Annotated in this window: 13 protein-coding genes; 8 read left to right on the top strand and 5 right to left on the bottom strand. The window is 45.6% G+C overall.

Features of this window, described 5'->3' with window-relative positions:
• Positions 1–18 precede the first annotated feature (18 nt).
• Positions 19–1,410, bottom strand: coding sequence for a helix-turn-helix transcriptional regulator (locus MKY01_RS02080; protein ID WP_036616604.1), 1,392 nt, complete (start codon positions 1,408–1,410; stop codon positions 19–21).
• 264 nt (positions 1,411–1,674) lie between these two features.
• Between MKY01_RS02080 and MKY01_RS02075 the strand changes: the two genes are divergently transcribed.
• The gene (locus MKY01_RS02075; RefSeq protein ID WP_339285175.1) at positions 1,675–2,799 is read left to right on the top strand and encodes an LLM class flavin-dependent oxidoreductase; all 1,125 of its coding nucleotides are present in this window, start codon (positions 1,675–1,677) and stop codon (positions 2,797–2,799) included.
• A gap of 100 nt (positions 2,800–2,899) precedes the next feature.
• Here MKY01_RS02075 and MKY01_RS02070 read toward each other — a convergent pair whose 3' ends face one another.
• Positions 2,900–3,478, bottom strand: coding sequence for a TetR/AcrR family transcriptional regulator (locus tag MKY01_RS02070; RefSeq protein ID WP_339285173.1), 579 nt, complete (start codon positions 3,476–3,478; stop codon positions 2,900–2,902).
• A 281-nt stretch (positions 3,479–3,759) separates the two neighbouring features.
• Between MKY01_RS02070 and MKY01_RS02065 the strand changes: the two genes are divergently transcribed.
• On the top strand, positions 3,760–4,974 hold the full coding sequence (locus MKY01_RS02065; protein ID WP_339285171.1) for an MFS transporter: 1,215 nt from the start codon (positions 3,760–3,762) through the stop codon (positions 4,972–4,974).
• A gap of 111 nt (positions 4,975–5,085) precedes the next feature.
• Here MKY01_RS02065 and MKY01_RS02060 read toward each other — a convergent pair whose 3' ends face one another.
• Both MKY01_RS02060 and MKY01_RS02055 read right to left on the bottom strand, forming a co-directional pair.
• Positions 5,086–5,496: a DUF2000 family protein gene (locus MKY01_RS02060; RefSeq protein WP_339285169.1), complete on the bottom strand. Its 411-nt coding sequence runs from the start codon at positions 5,494–5,496 to the stop codon at positions 5,086–5,088.
• The gene (locus tag MKY01_RS02055) at positions 5,493–6,056 is read right to left on the bottom strand and encodes a hypothetical protein (protein WP_036673091.1); all 564 of its coding nucleotides are present in this window, start codon (positions 6,054–6,056) and stop codon (positions 5,493–5,495) included. The genes MKY01_RS02060 and MKY01_RS02055 overlap by 4 nt, the downstream gene beginning before the upstream one ends.
• A gap of 217 nt (positions 6,057–6,273) precedes the next feature.
• Between MKY01_RS02055 and MKY01_RS02050 the strand changes: the two genes are divergently transcribed.
• Entirely contained in the window at positions 6,274–7,515 is a 1,242-nt protein-coding gene (locus MKY01_RS02050; RefSeq protein WP_339285167.1) for an ATP-grasp domain-containing protein, read from the top strand.
• A gap of 66 nt (positions 7,516–7,581) precedes the next feature.
• Entirely contained in the window at positions 7,582–8,865 is a 1,284-nt protein-coding gene (locus MKY01_RS02045; RefSeq protein WP_339285165.1) for an MFS transporter, read from the top strand.
• A 41-nt stretch (positions 8,866–8,906) separates the two neighbouring features.
• Here MKY01_RS02045 and MKY01_RS02040 read toward each other — a convergent pair whose 3' ends face one another.
• The gene (locus MKY01_RS02040) at positions 8,907–9,968 is read right to left on the bottom strand and encodes an alkene reductase (protein ID WP_339285163.1); all 1,062 of its coding nucleotides are present in this window, start codon (positions 9,966–9,968) and stop codon (positions 8,907–8,909) included.
• A gap of 156 nt (positions 9,969–10,124) precedes the next feature.
• Between MKY01_RS02040 and MKY01_RS02035 the strand changes: the two genes are divergently transcribed.
• From MKY01_RS02035 to MKY01_RS02020, 4 genes are all read left to right on the top strand, one after another.
• Positions 10,125–10,988 (top strand): LysR family transcriptional regulator, encoded by an 864-nt coding sequence (locus MKY01_RS02035; RefSeq protein ID WP_339285161.1) that lies wholly within the window; start codon positions 10,125–10,127, stop codon positions 10,986–10,988.
• A 63-nt stretch (positions 10,989–11,051) separates the two neighbouring features.
• Positions 11,052–12,635 carry an AraC family transcriptional regulator gene (locus tag MKY01_RS02030; RefSeq protein ID WP_339285159.1) on the top strand — a complete coding sequence of 528 codons (1,584 nt, stop codon included), beginning with the start codon at positions 11,052–11,054 and terminating at the stop codon, positions 12,633–12,635.
• A 12-nt stretch (positions 12,636–12,647) separates the two neighbouring features.
• Positions 12,648–13,739 carry an iron-siderophore ABC transporter substrate-binding protein gene (locus MKY01_RS02025; RefSeq protein ID WP_339285157.1) on the top strand — a complete coding sequence of 364 codons (1,092 nt, stop codon included), beginning with the start codon at positions 12,648–12,650 and terminating at the stop codon, positions 13,737–13,739.
• A 6-nt stretch (positions 13,740–13,745) separates the two neighbouring features.
• Positions 13,746–14,318 carry a nitroreductase gene (locus tag MKY01_RS02020; protein WP_339285156.1) on the top strand — a complete coding sequence of 191 codons (573 nt, stop codon included), beginning with the start codon at positions 13,746–13,748 and terminating at the stop codon, positions 14,316–14,318.
• Positions 14,319–14,375: the final 57 nt, after the last annotated feature.

The raw sequence follows: 14,375 nt of genomic DNA, 5'->3' as shown, positions 1-14,375 counted from the left end.
TTGATCAACAAAACAACACTAAACAAAACTACGATCAAAGCTACCTTTTTTCTCATAGTTACGATAGACCTCCTCGATTATAGTTTTATATCTATTTTCTAACTCTAATGAAACTTTGAATCTATGTCTTTCAAACAGTCCTACACACTGTATAATTACGGATTCACTCTTCATACTCTGTGCTACTTCTAAACATTCAAACAAATGTTGAAATCCCATTGTGTATCTTTCTCTATTAAATTGATATATTGATACCTCTTTGAGGAATTGAACGTAACGTTCATTCGTAATCTGTTCAGTATAACTTCCAATATCTCCATAGGTTTTGCTATACATTGAAACATATGAATCCATTTTTTCAAGAACTGAATCAACATCTATATTATGGTGGTTAGCTGCCTCCATTATTTTCAACATTGCAGGCAAAACCTCTGCCTCGTTCTTTGTAACTATTGCAATATAAGGACTTATAACCTCGGAATCTCCCATCATAAGTCTGTATAAGTACCGATTTACTTCAGCCCATCCACTAAATTTATTAATGTATTTAAGATCCTCATCATCTGGCTGTTCAATTCTAATCAAATTGGAGTACGCCTCTGTATAGCGGAGAGCATCAAGGTACTCTTCTTTTCCATCACAGGCAGCAGCCTTTAATAGATTTGAATATGCCGAGTATACAAAATGAGGATATGAGGTAATTCTAGGTGTTTCTAATTTTCTTTTTTTATAAGAAGTCAGGAAACTAGTCTTTTGTCCCAATTCTTCTGCCAAATCAAATACCTTGTCCCAATACCTTAAAGCCAGATACGTATTCGCCAAATCCTTAATCGCATCCAGTTGTCGTTCCTCATCCAACCGATTAATATACGGTTCAAAGTGCACAGCGGCCCGCAGGTTATCATGTTGATTCTGACCAAGCGAGAGGGTGAAGATGCGATACTGGCACAGAGCCAGACGTTCCGAATGTTGATATTTCTCACACTCCGCCACACATTCGTACAACATCCGTGCAGCCTTCGTCTGTCCACGTTCAAGCATGCCTTCGGCCATCTCAAACAACTCGGAGATATACGAGCGATCATCCGTCACTTCCTGGATAACTTTATGAATACATTCCAGCTTGTCCAATTCAGCACAGCGTTGCAGGAAAGGTTCCAGTCTCCTCCAATGAGGTGCCGATTCCACGAAACATTCAGCCCCATAAATCTCGTAGAAATACCCCTCTTCCAGCTTCATGCCTTGGGTAATCAGATCCAGTTGCGCCATAGCGATGGGCCGAGTCCCCTTAATAATTGCGCTAAGCGTTCCAGCGTTAACTCCCGATATATCGGCAAAATACTGCAGGGTGTACCCCTGTTTCCTGATGTAGTCCTCAATATATGAGCGTATCGTAGTTGTAGGTTCCATGTATCCCACCTCCACAATGAAAATCCATAATTTTGAATTTATATGATAAGCACAATTTTAATCCTAAATTTTACAGCGGTCAATAAAAATCGTGGCAATTCCCTTCACATTTATGCAAGGAGGCCTCGCTGTTCCTGCTTATAGAAAAAATCCATTAGAAGAATCCGTGAGAACGTGATACATTTAATCCAACTTACATATCCTACTATTTCAATAGGATTATACGACACAAATACTATCAATTCAGTTCGAGGAGAAGGTCAGATGAAATTTGCCTTGTTTAGTCTCATGATGAATCTGCCTAATGCCGTAACCGGGGAAGCTCTGACAACTCAGCAGAAATTCCATAATATATTAGAGCAAGCAAAGCTGGCTGAACGACTGGGTTTCGATGCCTATGGGATCGGTGAACGACACGGTGCGCCTTTTCTATCTTCCTCGCCACCTGTCGTATTAACCGCAATAGCCGCAGCAACCACACGCATTCGGTTACTAACCACCGTCACTGTGCTTAGTATACTTGATCCGGTCCGGGTTGCCGAGGATTATGCCACGTTGGATCAATTATCGGGCGGACGGCTGGAGATGATTATCGGGAAAGGCAATGACCCTCGGCACTATCCGCTGTTTGGCATAAGCGAAGAGGAACAATGGGATTCACTCGATGAACGCTATCATCTGCTAAGACGGCTGTGGTCTGAAGAGAATGTAACCTGGAAGGGAACGTATCGCCCTCCGCTTGAGGGAGTGACCACGTGGCCCAGGCCGCTTCAGCAGTCCATCCCAATCTGGCATGGTAGCGCGTCCAGCACGGTCTCGACCGAACTGGCTGCTAAATATGGCGAGCCGCTCTTCACGTCGAATTCTTTTCACCCGCAAGCCAAATATAAAGCGTTAATTGATCATTATCGGGAGCGCCTCGATTATTATGGTCATGATCCGCAGCAAGCAGTGATTGGCTCTGGTGCCGGCAGTCTCTATCTGGCGGATACGGGTGAAGAAGCCATTCGCCGCTATAAGCCATATTATGAAGCGTTCCATGCCACCGCCGCCGCACAGCATAATCAGTCGCCCTTTACCGATCTGGAGGATAACATTGCACGAGGTCCTGCGTTAATCGGCAGTCCGGAGCAGGTCATTGAGAAAATTCTGGACTATCATGCCGCTTACGGACATCAGGTGCTGAGTATCAGCGTAGATGGACTGACGCATAGCGAGCAACTGGAGCAAGTGGAGCGTTTTGCCAAGGAAGTTGCCCCTGTATTACGCCGCGAACTGCCCAGTTCGGTATGGAATGAACCCCCGGTGTTAACCCAGCACTCATCCTTCCTTTCCTCTAATGCTACAGATTCGTGGCCCACAGCCATCTCACCTATATTCCAGGTCTAACAATCTCCCACGTACAATATACATGTGCTCCTTCCAGGGTGATTCCTAAGAATCGCCCTCTTCCCTCTTCCTCCCACTTGTATCGCGACTATCCCTATATCTACTTGGACTGAATGCCTTCCAACAATGAACGAAGCATCACATCTACAAACGCATCATCCATCGCTTCCCCCGTCACTAACATACGATAGAACACTGGCCCATAGATCAGATCAATGTATAATCCAATGTCCACCCCTGCCTTTAATTCACCGCGCTCTACACCCTTCTCCAGAATTCCCCGAGCTTCACGCCGACGTGGTTGGATGTACCTTGTACGGTATTCTTCGGCGAGCCCTGCATCCGACTGCCCTTCCCCAATAATCTGTGTAATCACTTTTCCTTCCCGACTGGTCAAAAAACGAACCAGATTACTCGCATGTATGCGTATATCCTCCAATATCGAGCCTGTATCCGGCACTGGCAATCTTGCCGTTGCAGCAGACATATATCCGTCCATGATGACAGCGCCTTTATTCGGCCACCATTTGTAGATAGTGGCTTTGCTCACCTGTGCACGTTCAGCAATCTTCTCGATTGTAACCACCCCGAATCCGTGCTCCAACAACAACTCATACGATGCTGTAAGAATGGCATTCTGGGTTTCCATGTTACGCGGACGTCCTCTTTTGGCAGTCATCTTGAGCCCTCCTGGATGTATAAAATATATTTAATCAGCAGTATTATTCATAAAAACGATACGTTCATTATACTAAACTGTCATGAGTACACACAATTCCTTCCTCCGCTCACCTTTTCATCCTCATTTATATTCTCATTAAAATATGTAGAGCCTATTTACAATACTGTACGTTTAGTTTATTATATATTTGTAATTAGTGAACACACCGTTTAGTAATTAACGTTTTTAAATATCACCTATTTATTGGGAATACCAATTTAGAACTGTGGAGGATGATTATGATGGATATGAGACAACAAGTGAAGAAGGCACCTGTGCCCACCTGGATTATTTTTTTGCTGGCATCAGCCTGTGGATTGATCGTGGCAAACCTGTATTACGCTCAGACCGTTATCGGTCCGATCAGTATGACAACGGGTCTGTCTTCTGCCGCTGCCGGATTGATCGTAACGTTGACTCAGATTGGTTATGTCATTGGTCTGCTGTTTATCGTGCCGCTCAGTGACATTACCGAGAATCGACGCCTGGTCGTTCTTTTCCTCATCGTACTGGTTGTTGCCCTGATTGCTGCGGCTTTCTCAACTACAGCTGTTGTATTTCTGACTGCCTCTCTGTTCATTGGTATAGGTTCTGTTGTCGCTCAAATTCTGGTGCCCTATGCGACATATCTTACTTCCGAGGAACAGCGCGGACGGGTTGTTGGCAATGTAATGAGTGGTCTGTTGCTGGGCATCATGCTGGCTCGTCCTGTCGCAAGCTTTATCACCAGCCTCTTCGGATGGCAGACGGTCTTTGTATTCTCCGCCATTGTCATAACACTTCTAATGCTGCTCCTATCACGTGCTCTTCCTGCTCGCCAGCCTGAACCCACCTTGAAATACGGGCAATTAATCGTGTCCTTGGGCACACTGTTCAGAACGATGCCGCTGCTGCGCCGCCGGGCGTTCTATCAGGCCAGTCTGTTTGGTGCTTTCAGCTTGTTCTGGACTACGGTTCCGCTCAGGCTCGCTAACGATTTTGACATGTCACAGCAAGGCATTGCCTGGTTCGCACTGGCTGGTGTCGGAGGTGCTATTGCCGCTCCTATTGCCGGGAGACTGGCTGATCGCGGATTAACACGTATTCTGACGGGTGCTGCCATGGTGATCGCTGCTGCTTCGTTTGGTCTTGCTTATGCGTTCCAGAGTCACTCCACGTTAGCACTGATACTGCTTGTGATCGTCGCGATCACACTAGATATGGCTGTCTCAGGAAATCTGGTGCTGGGTCAACGCATTATCTACTCCTTAGGAAGTGAAGCGAGAGGACGTGTGAATGGCATATTCATGTCGATCTTTTTTGTCGGCGGTGCGATTGGTTCATCTCTTGGAAGCTGGTCTTATGCTAACGGGGGCTGGAGTCTCACAACGCTGATTGGTCTAATCATGCCGCTGCTCGCTTTGGTGTATTACTTTACGGAAAAGAAAGCAGCCGTTGTCAGCAAACATCTATAAGTGCGTGTTCAAAAAGGGCGGTTTTCAGTACCGAGAACCACCTCTATAACAATTCTTTCATATATAAAGAAGGGCAGAGTGATCTCTAAGATCCGCTTCTGCCCTTTTCCCTTATTTCATGACACTGAATTTTTTGGTCGCTGCCCTAACTTGATCATCCTCGCCCCATACAATGACACCTACCACTTTGGTAGCTTCCAATTCCATCGAAGCAATCTCAACTGCATATTGTTCAAAGGCATTGTCGAGCGACTGGCCTGTCTGTGAAAAAACAACATGGCTCAGTCCCCCGCTGTCGTCAGAGCAGAGTTTGGCCAGATTGATCAGTTGATTCTCCCCGGCCTTCAGAATGACAGTGCTATATCGGATGCCCGCATGCTGAACGCCGCTATGATCCAGCACAGGTTGATCAGAATATAACCCCGGCTCATTCAGGGCTGCTTGTCCCATTAACAGGGCAGCCACATTGGCGGCGGCGCCAGGTTCCAAATTTTTATCCAGTATAATAGCAATTCTTTTCATATGACTGTATTCACCCTCTGTGTATTTTGAGTAAAACATACCCATGGCATATTGATTCCCTCACGCAATACTTTGTAGGTCACAAGCCCGTAATGATCAGCGCATAGCTGATTCGTGAGCGCAATGGACTTCTCCGTGTTGTGCATGACCTTCCTGCAAGCTTCAGGGTTGGACGATACGGTGCTGTTCTCTCTATAGGTTGTATCAAGTTCAGATAACAAGTATGTGGTTGCTGGATGATGATAGATAATATCGATCTGATCGGGACATACCGCATGGAAGCCGGATAGAACCAGCGCAGGAATTTTCTCCACAAAGCTCTCAGACACCGCTAGTTCAGAATCCATGATAAAGCTGTTGAGCTTGGGATACGCCCCGGGGACCAGTAAGCAGGATATGATCCCTGATCTCAAGTCTTCCGCAGCCGCTTCAAATTCAGGGTATGGCTTGATACGTTCCGAGTTGCCTAGCTTTTTCGCGATATGCATGCTACAAGTCAGGAATCCTTCATCGTCTCCCAGCGTTCCCAGTATGGCATATTTCTCTTTAACGATCTCCATTTATTTCTATTTCCTCCTTTTTATTTCTAATCCGCTAAAGATAGTATACCAAAAATTTCCTATTGTCAATTAACACTTTAACGCAACATAAATATGTATTTTGGTTCATATTTTTAACCAAAAGGTGTATTCAAAATGGAAAATATTGAGCTATAATGTTATGAAATGAATTTTTACTATTTTTAGTATTTTGTTGAAAGGGGATATACGAGAACGTATGAAAACCATTGTATACATATCTGATTTTAGGCTTCCAACTGGATTAAACTTCGTTAAACCTTTGCAAAAATTGACGGATCACAAGAAAATTCTGATTATTGAACGGCATAATTTGCATCATGATGAGGTCCTCAGGGACTTCTTTGATGAAATTAGATATGTCGATCATCTGGAGTCCGTAGATGCCATCCGGGAGCATATAATGCAGATTCGAGAATCCCATTGCATCTCTGCTCTGTTAACGCCGGGTGAGAATGCGATTGAGATCGGTGGTCAGCTCCGTTCTGAGTTCGGGATCCCCGGTATGCAGCGCAATCAGGCTGAGGCTGTTCGCAACAAATGGATCATGAAACAAATGCTGCATCAACGTGGAATTCGGACATCCGAAATTGCAATTGCTCTACATGAACAGGACTATATTCGTTTCACTGCTGTACACGGCTTCCCGATTATTGTGAAGCCACTCAGCGGATATGGAAGTATCAATACGTTCAAATTATCCAGCATGGATGAACTGGTACATTATCTACACCATACAAGACAAGCACAGCAAAGGGATTTGCTGGAGGAATTCATCCACGGTACGGAGTTTCATTGTGATTCCATTGTGTCCAAGGGCAAGGTTGTATTTGCATCTGTTTCCCAATACCTCTATAACTGCCTGGATATTGCGACGAAGCAGAAACCTCCAGCCAGTATTACGTTCCCTGAAGGCACGGAAGCTGATTTTATCCATCACATCAAAGAACTCAATGAACAGGTCATTGCTGCCTTGGGTATCAATCATTCCGTAACACATGCCGAACTTTTTCTGACTCCGGAAGGAGAAGTGGTGTTTGGAGAAATTGGTGCAAGAATCGGGGGATCACATGTTATGCCTCCTTGTATCAAGAACACCCATGGCGTTGATTTCTTCGAAGCCGTCACTGATCTGGAAGTTGGAATATATGAATTTAAGCAACAGGAGACGAGCCATAAATTCACAGGCATGATCTGCTTCCCTTCACGCGCAGGGGTAATTCAACACATATCCGGGATAGAGGATTATGCCGATATCCCTGGCATCATTGAGTTCAATGTATCCTATCAAGTGGGGCAGCGCGCCGGGGACGTCAACGATACCATGACCCGATCAGGCTATGCTATTGTGGAGGGTGATTCGTTCGAGGAATTGCGTCAAACCCTGCTGGATATGTACGATCGCTTCAAGATTGAAGTGACGGTTGCTGAAACCGTATAAGATGTACGGATCATCCTCACTGTTTTTGGTCTGGAGTGACGGTTATCTTGGGGAGGGCTGGAATTATTGTCTTTATTCAAAACCTACGCGGGTCTGAGCCGCGATATCTATTATCTCTGTTTAGCAAGAACGATTAACAGTACGGGAGATTTTGTATTCTCCCTGATTACCTTGGTGCTTACGTTGCAGATGGGTATGAATGTGGTCAGTGCAGGGATCTTTGTGTCCATGGCAGCCCTGATTAGCGGACCCGGTGTACTTCTCGGCGGCTATTTAAGCGATCTTATGGGCAAAAAAACAATTATTGTCATCGGGCAACTGTTGTCTGCCATCATGATTATAAGCTGCTCTTTTTGGTCAGGCACCATTACCGTTGGTTATCTTCTGATTGCAGTCATGTTTTTCATCAGTATCACCCGACCTGCTTATAATGCACTGATTATTCAACTGTGTACGGAGGAGAAAGAGCGAAAGTCCGCCTTTTCCCTCATGTATCTGGGGGCCAATCTGGGTATAGCCATCGGACCACTGATCGCTGGTTTTTTCATCAAGGATCATGTCAACATTGTCTTTATAAGTATCGGTACCGTGTTTCTGATATCTACCTTTATCATCATCAACCAGGTTAAGATCGGCACACGCAAGGAATTGGCATCAACAAACAGCGAACATGCTGGACAACAAGAACAACAACGATTGAGCCAACCGCCTTCGCCGTTATTCAGACTACTGCTGAAAAATCCACTTGTTGCCTTCTTCATCGTTGTGTCATTTCTTAACTATTTTATCTATATGCAATACTCATTCAGCCTCCCACTCCAGATGAATCATTCATTTGGCGAGAACGGAGCAGCATATTACGGCTCTGTCATGACCATCAATGCCATTAGCGTCATTATTCTTACCACCGTGATCCTGTCTGCTACACGCAAATTAACTGCCCTAAACTCGATAGCTACAGGCGCACTCTTCTATGGAATCGGATTTGGAGCCTTGAACCTGCTGGGTTACTTCCCCCATTTTTCCATCGTCGCCTTATCCACGGTGCTGTGGACCATTGGAGAGATTCTCGTGCAGACCAATATCAACCTGTATATTGCTTCGCGTGTACCCGATACACATCAGGGGCGGTTTAATGGCTTGCTGTTATTCGTAGGTTGCCTGGGTTATACACTTAGTCCATATTTGACAGGCATTTTCATCAAAAGCATGGACATGGAAAGTGTATGGATCATTATTCTGGCTGTCAGTCTGTTCTATGCGTTGTCTATGATTATTCTCTGGCATATCGAAAAAAGCTCAACAAGAAGAAACGAAATGAAACCGCTGGATCACTCAAAAAGTATCTGAACCTCAGGGCAGCCTGTTCTGCCCTTTTTTCCACTTTATTTTCACACCAAAACAGGCAAATGTGCATTCGCATTATACTCGACCAATTGCTGACCCGTATGCAATCTCTGTACCAGATCTGGATTGGCGATAAACGGTCTGCCGAACGCAGCCAGATCTATGCTTCCCTTACCAATCGCGTGCTCTGCGGTCTGAACATCCAAATCCCCCACACCAATGATGATTCCATCCCACTGACTTCGAATCCGTTCGTGAAAAGACTGCTCCCCTTCCCACGCTTTTGTATATTGATCTGTTGAGGGATGCAAGATCGTAATTCCCGTCTCACGGAACAAGTTCAGATATGCATCGATCATTCCAGCTTTGTCTACCCAAGCATAGGATGCATCATCATCCTTTTTCTCTGAAAATCGTACCGATATGCGATCCACAGGGATCTCTTTTTTCAAAGCCACAATAATATCCCGCAGGAACCGCAATCTGCCCGCAGTGTCGCCTCCATATTCATCTGTTCTTTGGTTAGTCTTCTCATTAATAAACTGGTCGATCAGATACCCATGCGCAGCATGCAGCTCGATCCCGTCGAACCCTGCCAGAACCGCATTGCGGGTAGCCGTCTGAAAATGCTGAATCGTATCCGCTATATCCTGTGTACTCATCGCTTGGGGAACCTGATACGGCTTATGTAGCTTATGCACTCTTCCCTCTGCCGCAAGGCTGGAAGGTGCCACTGGAGAGGTTCCGATCAGATCGGAGTGGGACAACCTGCCGACATGCCATAGTTGAGCAATAATGGTGCCGCCATGTCTGTGGACAGCATCCGTTACCCTTTTCCAAGAAGTCGTCTGTTCATCTGTATATAAACCGGGGATGCCGTAAGTGCCTTTGCCTGCCAGATTCGGGTTAATGCCCTCGGTAATGATCAGTCCCACGCCATCTCGCGCACGCTGCTCATAATATGCGACTATCTTATCCGTTACGGTCCCCTTCCGATCATCAGCAAATCCCCGGGTCAACGGCGCCATCACAATTCGGTTCCTTAATTGCCACTGATGAATCGTTACCGGGCTTAATAATGTTGAACGTGTATTCATGTTATCCATGTCATATCCCTACTCTCTTTGTCATTAAGGATATTGTACGGCGGCTCCGATATATCGTAAAATGATTGAAATATATAGTGGTATCTCTCAGAGAGATACCTAACATCAGCATCTGCAGAAGTAATTGAAGGTAATCCACGTTCAGGAGGATACAGCATGGAACTTTCCGATATCGATATTGTTCTCGCGGTGGCGCGTTCAGGCAAAATCTCACAGGCCGCCAAAGAACTGAATTACGCGCAATCCAATGTCACTACGCGCATCAAAAAACTGGAGCAGGAATATCAAATCCAGTTGTTCAACCGATTTCCCAAAGGTGTTGTACTGACCTCCAAAGGAGAACAGTTTATTGAGTACGCCACACGAATTCACAATCTTTTGCACGATCTGAAGCAGGATATGACCGATCCCGGGGAGCCTTCCGGCACGCTAAAAATCGGCATTGTAGAAACGGCGGCATCCAGCCGTTTTATGGAGATCCTGAATGAATATCAGATAACCTACCCGAAGGTGTCCATCTCACTCGTCAACGCCACTTCACCCAAAGTACTGCGCAAGAAAATACAGGACGATGAGATTGATGGTGCTTTTATTAGCGGGGCTTGTGTGAAAGAAGGTTTGAAGGTGGAATACGAGATGCAGGACACGGTTCATATCATCTCCAAGCAGATGGATACACCACCCGAAAGTCTGTGCCAAGTATCGTGGGTTGTTTTCCCCGAGGGCTGTCCGTATCGTGAAATGACCGAAGAATTTTTGCAGGAAGAAGGGTTGTCCGCACGTAATATCATCGAAGTGAGTACGATGGAAAACCTGCTCAGCTGTGTGGAGTCTGGAATTGCTTTTACCATTATGCCGTGCAATGTTATTCACAAGAAACCGGATGAATTCTCCGTATTTGATCTGGCAGATCGTTTTACCCATACCACGACAACCTTTGTCCGCGGTGAGGATCGGTATGTCAGCAGTGCGCTGGATCAATTCATGAAGCTGCTGAACCAGAAGTGCATTACATTTTGATATAGATAACTTTTATAAGCAGCAGTATAGTATGTACATTCACAGCAGTCAGGAGAAGATCAGATGAAACTCATGAATCTTTTATATAGGCTCATTGATGCCCGGCGTGTCGACAACAATGCTGAACAAGTGTCCTTTCCATCCCGTCCACATCATACGCTGCTTATTGTGATCAAAGGGATCTTAACCGTCAAAGTCGAAGACAAAGTCATCTCCCTATGCGCTCCTCAAGTCCTTTCCGTCCCGCCTTCTCACACCTGTATCGCAACCACCGAGGTACAGCATGATTTTGAATGTGTCACCTTAACCTACAATGTCTACAACGAAGAACTAGATGGCAACATGCAACGAGTTATTGATCCACATCTTGAATTCATTGCCGCTGTTGTTCCCTCAGCTCCCGTTCTCGCCATTCAAATCCATGAAGGTGGGCAGAAGGAAGATCCATGGGCTGGAATGGCACGTCAGATCCTCTTTCAGGAACTTTGTCTTGTCCTATTGAAGCAAAAGAAGCAAAAATCCCAGGAAGGTACCGCCATGGAAGCGGTAAGGCAGAGCCAAAAATATATCAATACACATTATCAGGATAACTTCACACGCGAAAAACTGGCTGAAATGGCTGGACTGAGTGTCAACCGTTATTCCAGATTGTTCAAAAAAATGATTGGACAAGGCCCCATCGAATATTTGAACGCCGTACGCATCCGGGAAGCCGGTGATCTGCTACTGGCCTCGGACAACACGATCAAACAAACAGCCCGCCAGGTCGGGTATGAAGATGAATTCTATTTTAGCCGAAAATTCAAAGCAACCACCGGATTGTCTCCCATGGTTTATATTAAAAAGCATCGCTCCGTAACACGTATCGCTTCACTTGCCCATCCCTATACGGGGCATCTGCTTGCCCTTGGTATTGAGCCTTATGCGGCACTGATTAATCCGGTCCATAGGACATCATATGAATTCAAAAATGTGATTCAAGTGGGCAGAGATCAGCCTGATCTGGAACTATTAATGAACGCACACCCGGAACTGATCATTGGGTATGAAGGAACCGATTATGAAGAGCCCAAAAAAGCCGAATTATTTCGGCATATTGCCTCCACTTGCACCATATCTTTTGCTGGAGATTGGCGTAAACAGTTGTACTCCATTGCACAATCCGTTGGCAAAATAACAGCTGGTGAAGAATGGCTGGAACGTTATGATCTATCGGTCAAACAAAAAATCTCCAGTATACAGCATGCCATCGATGACCGCCCTGTCGCTGTGGCGCAATACGAAGATGGACAGTTCCGGGTCTACGGCAACCGTAATCTGGGTACGGTACTCTATGATGATTTGCAGTTATCCGTACCCCAAGCCCTACACCACGTATCCCATTCCCGTATAATGTCACTGGAACAGCTGGTTCAGTCGGATATTGAACACTTCATTCTGTTTACAAGTGGCCAAGCAGACGAGCGTGCGCACACTGTAGCATCGCTTATGCAAAATTCAATTTGGCAGCAATGGGAGGCGGTTCGTATGAATCAAGTCTATGAATTGGGCGATTCCTCCCCCTACTCCTGTTATACTTCCTTGGCCCATGATCTGTTTCTGAATCGGGTTAGTCAATTGTTCCTGAGCCAAACGTCCATGCATTAAACAGGAATATCCATGGATTACAATTTGGAATGGACCTATAATTATTTTGATAATGATAATCAAAATCAATTAAAGGGTGTGTACAACGTGTCTTTACCTAATAACCAACGCTTCTCTACCTTTTTCAAATCAGGACGATTCCTTATAACCGTTCTTGTTCTATGCAGCATGCTTGCGGGCTGTGGGACTTCCCAGAACAGTGGGAACTCCCCTTCACCCGAATCCAGTGGGGCAGAACCATCAACCGCTGAACAGGGAAGTGAGAATACACGCACCATTTCTACGATTAAAGGGGATATCGAAATTCCTGCCGAACCCCAAAAAATTGCGGGTATGCTCTACGTCTTTGCTGACCAGTTACTCGCTCTCGGCATTGAACCAACAGCCATGGTAACGTATAACGATCTCGGATTCCCTGAATATCTGGCAGATCAGATGAAAGATACCACTGCCGTAGGTTCCGGCGAGTCTCCCAATTTTGAAGCATTGCTCCAGGTTGAGCCGGATCTCATTCTGGCCTCCAAAACGTTAAATGAAGCAAACTATGAGCAACTCTCCAAGATTGCTCCAACGATCCTTTTTGATAATGAAGAAAAAGGAGACTGGGAGCGATTCATGGAAACGGCAACCGTTCTTGGCAAAGAAAAAGAAGCGCAAGCGGTCAAAGATGCCTATGATGCCAAAGTGACCCAAACCCATGATGAGCTTGCCGTAAAAGCCAAAGACGAAACGGTGGCCTACATGCGCGTGCAGGATAAACAGCTCCAGTTGATTAAACCTGATGATAACTTCACTCTGTTTGGTGCTCTGGGATTAACCCCTGCTTCAGTAGACAGTGTAGATTTCGAGGGATCATGGAATGTGGCAATTTCCGAGGAAATTCTGCCTGAGCTGAACCCGGATCGACTGTTTATCATTCTGCGTCCTGGGGAAGAAAACAAGGTAGTGCTTAATAACATCATGAATACATCCATCTGGGCCAATCTGAATGCAGTTAAGAACGATCATGTATATATCGGTGATGCCAACCTGTGGTTTGCAGGATACGGTCCCATCGGTCTTAGCAAAATTATTGATGAGATCGCTGCTTCCTTCGAGTTATAGAGGGACATGATGAAACCCAAAACAAGTCTTAGGCAGACCGTGATCGAACGACGTACGATTCAGGAATTTAATGGCCTACCCATTCCCTTGGAAACGATTCATGAGATTCTGGAGGACGCGATATGGGCTCCTTTTCACTCCAAAAAGGAACCTTGGCGCTTCATTCTGTTTATGAATGAGGGCAGAGAAACATTCGCAAGCGCTGTATTGAGTACACGCAATCCTGAATTTGTAACAAAGTACGGACAACAAATCAGAGCGGCCTATTGTGCACAGACACCTGTGCATCTGGTTGTGGTTATGACAGCCAACCTGCCCTCCAAGGCGTGGGAAGAGGCTTTTGCTGCAACCTCGGCACTGATCCAGAACATACAGTTGCTCGCCTGGGAACAACACATTGGCGTCGTATGGAAGACAAGTCCTTTCAACGAAAATCCACTATTCTGTGAAGCCATTGGTGTGACATCTGAGGAAAAAATAGTAGGTACACTACACATGGGGTATTTTAACGCTAAAGATCAGCCTATGCCCAAGCCTCGCACACCTCTCCCTCAACTGTTGCATCTTATTGATCACTAAATGGACTAAAGCACATTGATCGAGACCCTAAAAAAGAAAGGGATGTCCTATAAGTCA

The sequence above is a fragment of the Paenibacillus sp. FSL R5-0486 genome (genome assembly GCF_037975155.1).
GTDB lineage: Bacteria > Bacillota > Bacilli > Paenibacillales > Paenibacillaceae > Paenibacillus > Paenibacillus amylolyticus.
The sequence above is the reverse complement of the archived record's forward strand: the minus strand, read 5'-3'. Positions and strand labels throughout refer to the sequence as shown.

Excerpts from the sequence above, each read along its gene's own strand:
- MKY01_RS02060 (WP_339285169.1), bottom strand. The coding sequence starts at position 5,496 with ATGAAAAGAATTGCTATTATACTGGATAAAAATTTGGAACCTGGCGCC.
- MKY01_RS02080 (WP_036616604.1), bottom strand. The coding sequence starts at position 1,410 with ATGGAACCTACAACTACGATACGCTCATATATTGAGGACTACATCAGG.
- MKY01_RS02035 (WP_339285161.1), top strand. The coding sequence starts at position 10,125 with ATGGAACTTTCCGATATCGATATTGTTCTCGCGGTGGCGCGTTCAGGC.
- MKY01_RS02075 (WP_339285175.1), top strand. The coding sequence starts at position 1,675 with ATGAAATTTGCCTTGTTTAGTCTCATGATGAATCTGCCTAATGCCGTA.
- MKY01_RS02020 (WP_339285156.1), top strand. The coding sequence starts at position 13,746 with ATGATGAAACCCAAAACAAGTCTTAGGCAGACCGTGATCGAACGACGT.
- MKY01_RS02025 (WP_339285157.1), top strand. The coding sequence starts at position 12,648 with ATGGATTACAATTTGGAATGGACCTATAATTATTTTGATAATGATAAT.
- MKY01_RS02050 (WP_339285167.1), top strand. The coding sequence starts at position 6,274 with ATGAAAACCATTGTATACATATCTGATTTTAGGCTTCCAACTGGATTA.
- MKY01_RS02055 (WP_036673091.1), bottom strand. The coding sequence starts at position 6,056 with ATGGAGATCGTTAAAGAGAAATATGCCATACTGGGAACGCTGGGAGAC.
- MKY01_RS02065 (WP_339285171.1), top strand. The coding sequence starts at position 3,760 with ATGATGGATATGAGACAACAAGTGAAGAAGGCACCTGTGCCCACCTGG.
- MKY01_RS02040 (WP_339285163.1), bottom strand. The coding sequence starts at position 9,968 with ATGGATAACATGAATACACGTTCAACATTATTAAGCCCGGTAACGATT.
- MKY01_RS02030 (WP_339285159.1), top strand. The coding sequence starts at position 11,052 with ATGAAACTCATGAATCTTTTATATAGGCTCATTGATGCCCGGCGTGTC.
- MKY01_RS02070 (WP_339285173.1), bottom strand. The coding sequence starts at position 3,478 with ATGACTGCCAAAAGAGGACGTCCGCGTAACATGGAAACCCAGAATGCC.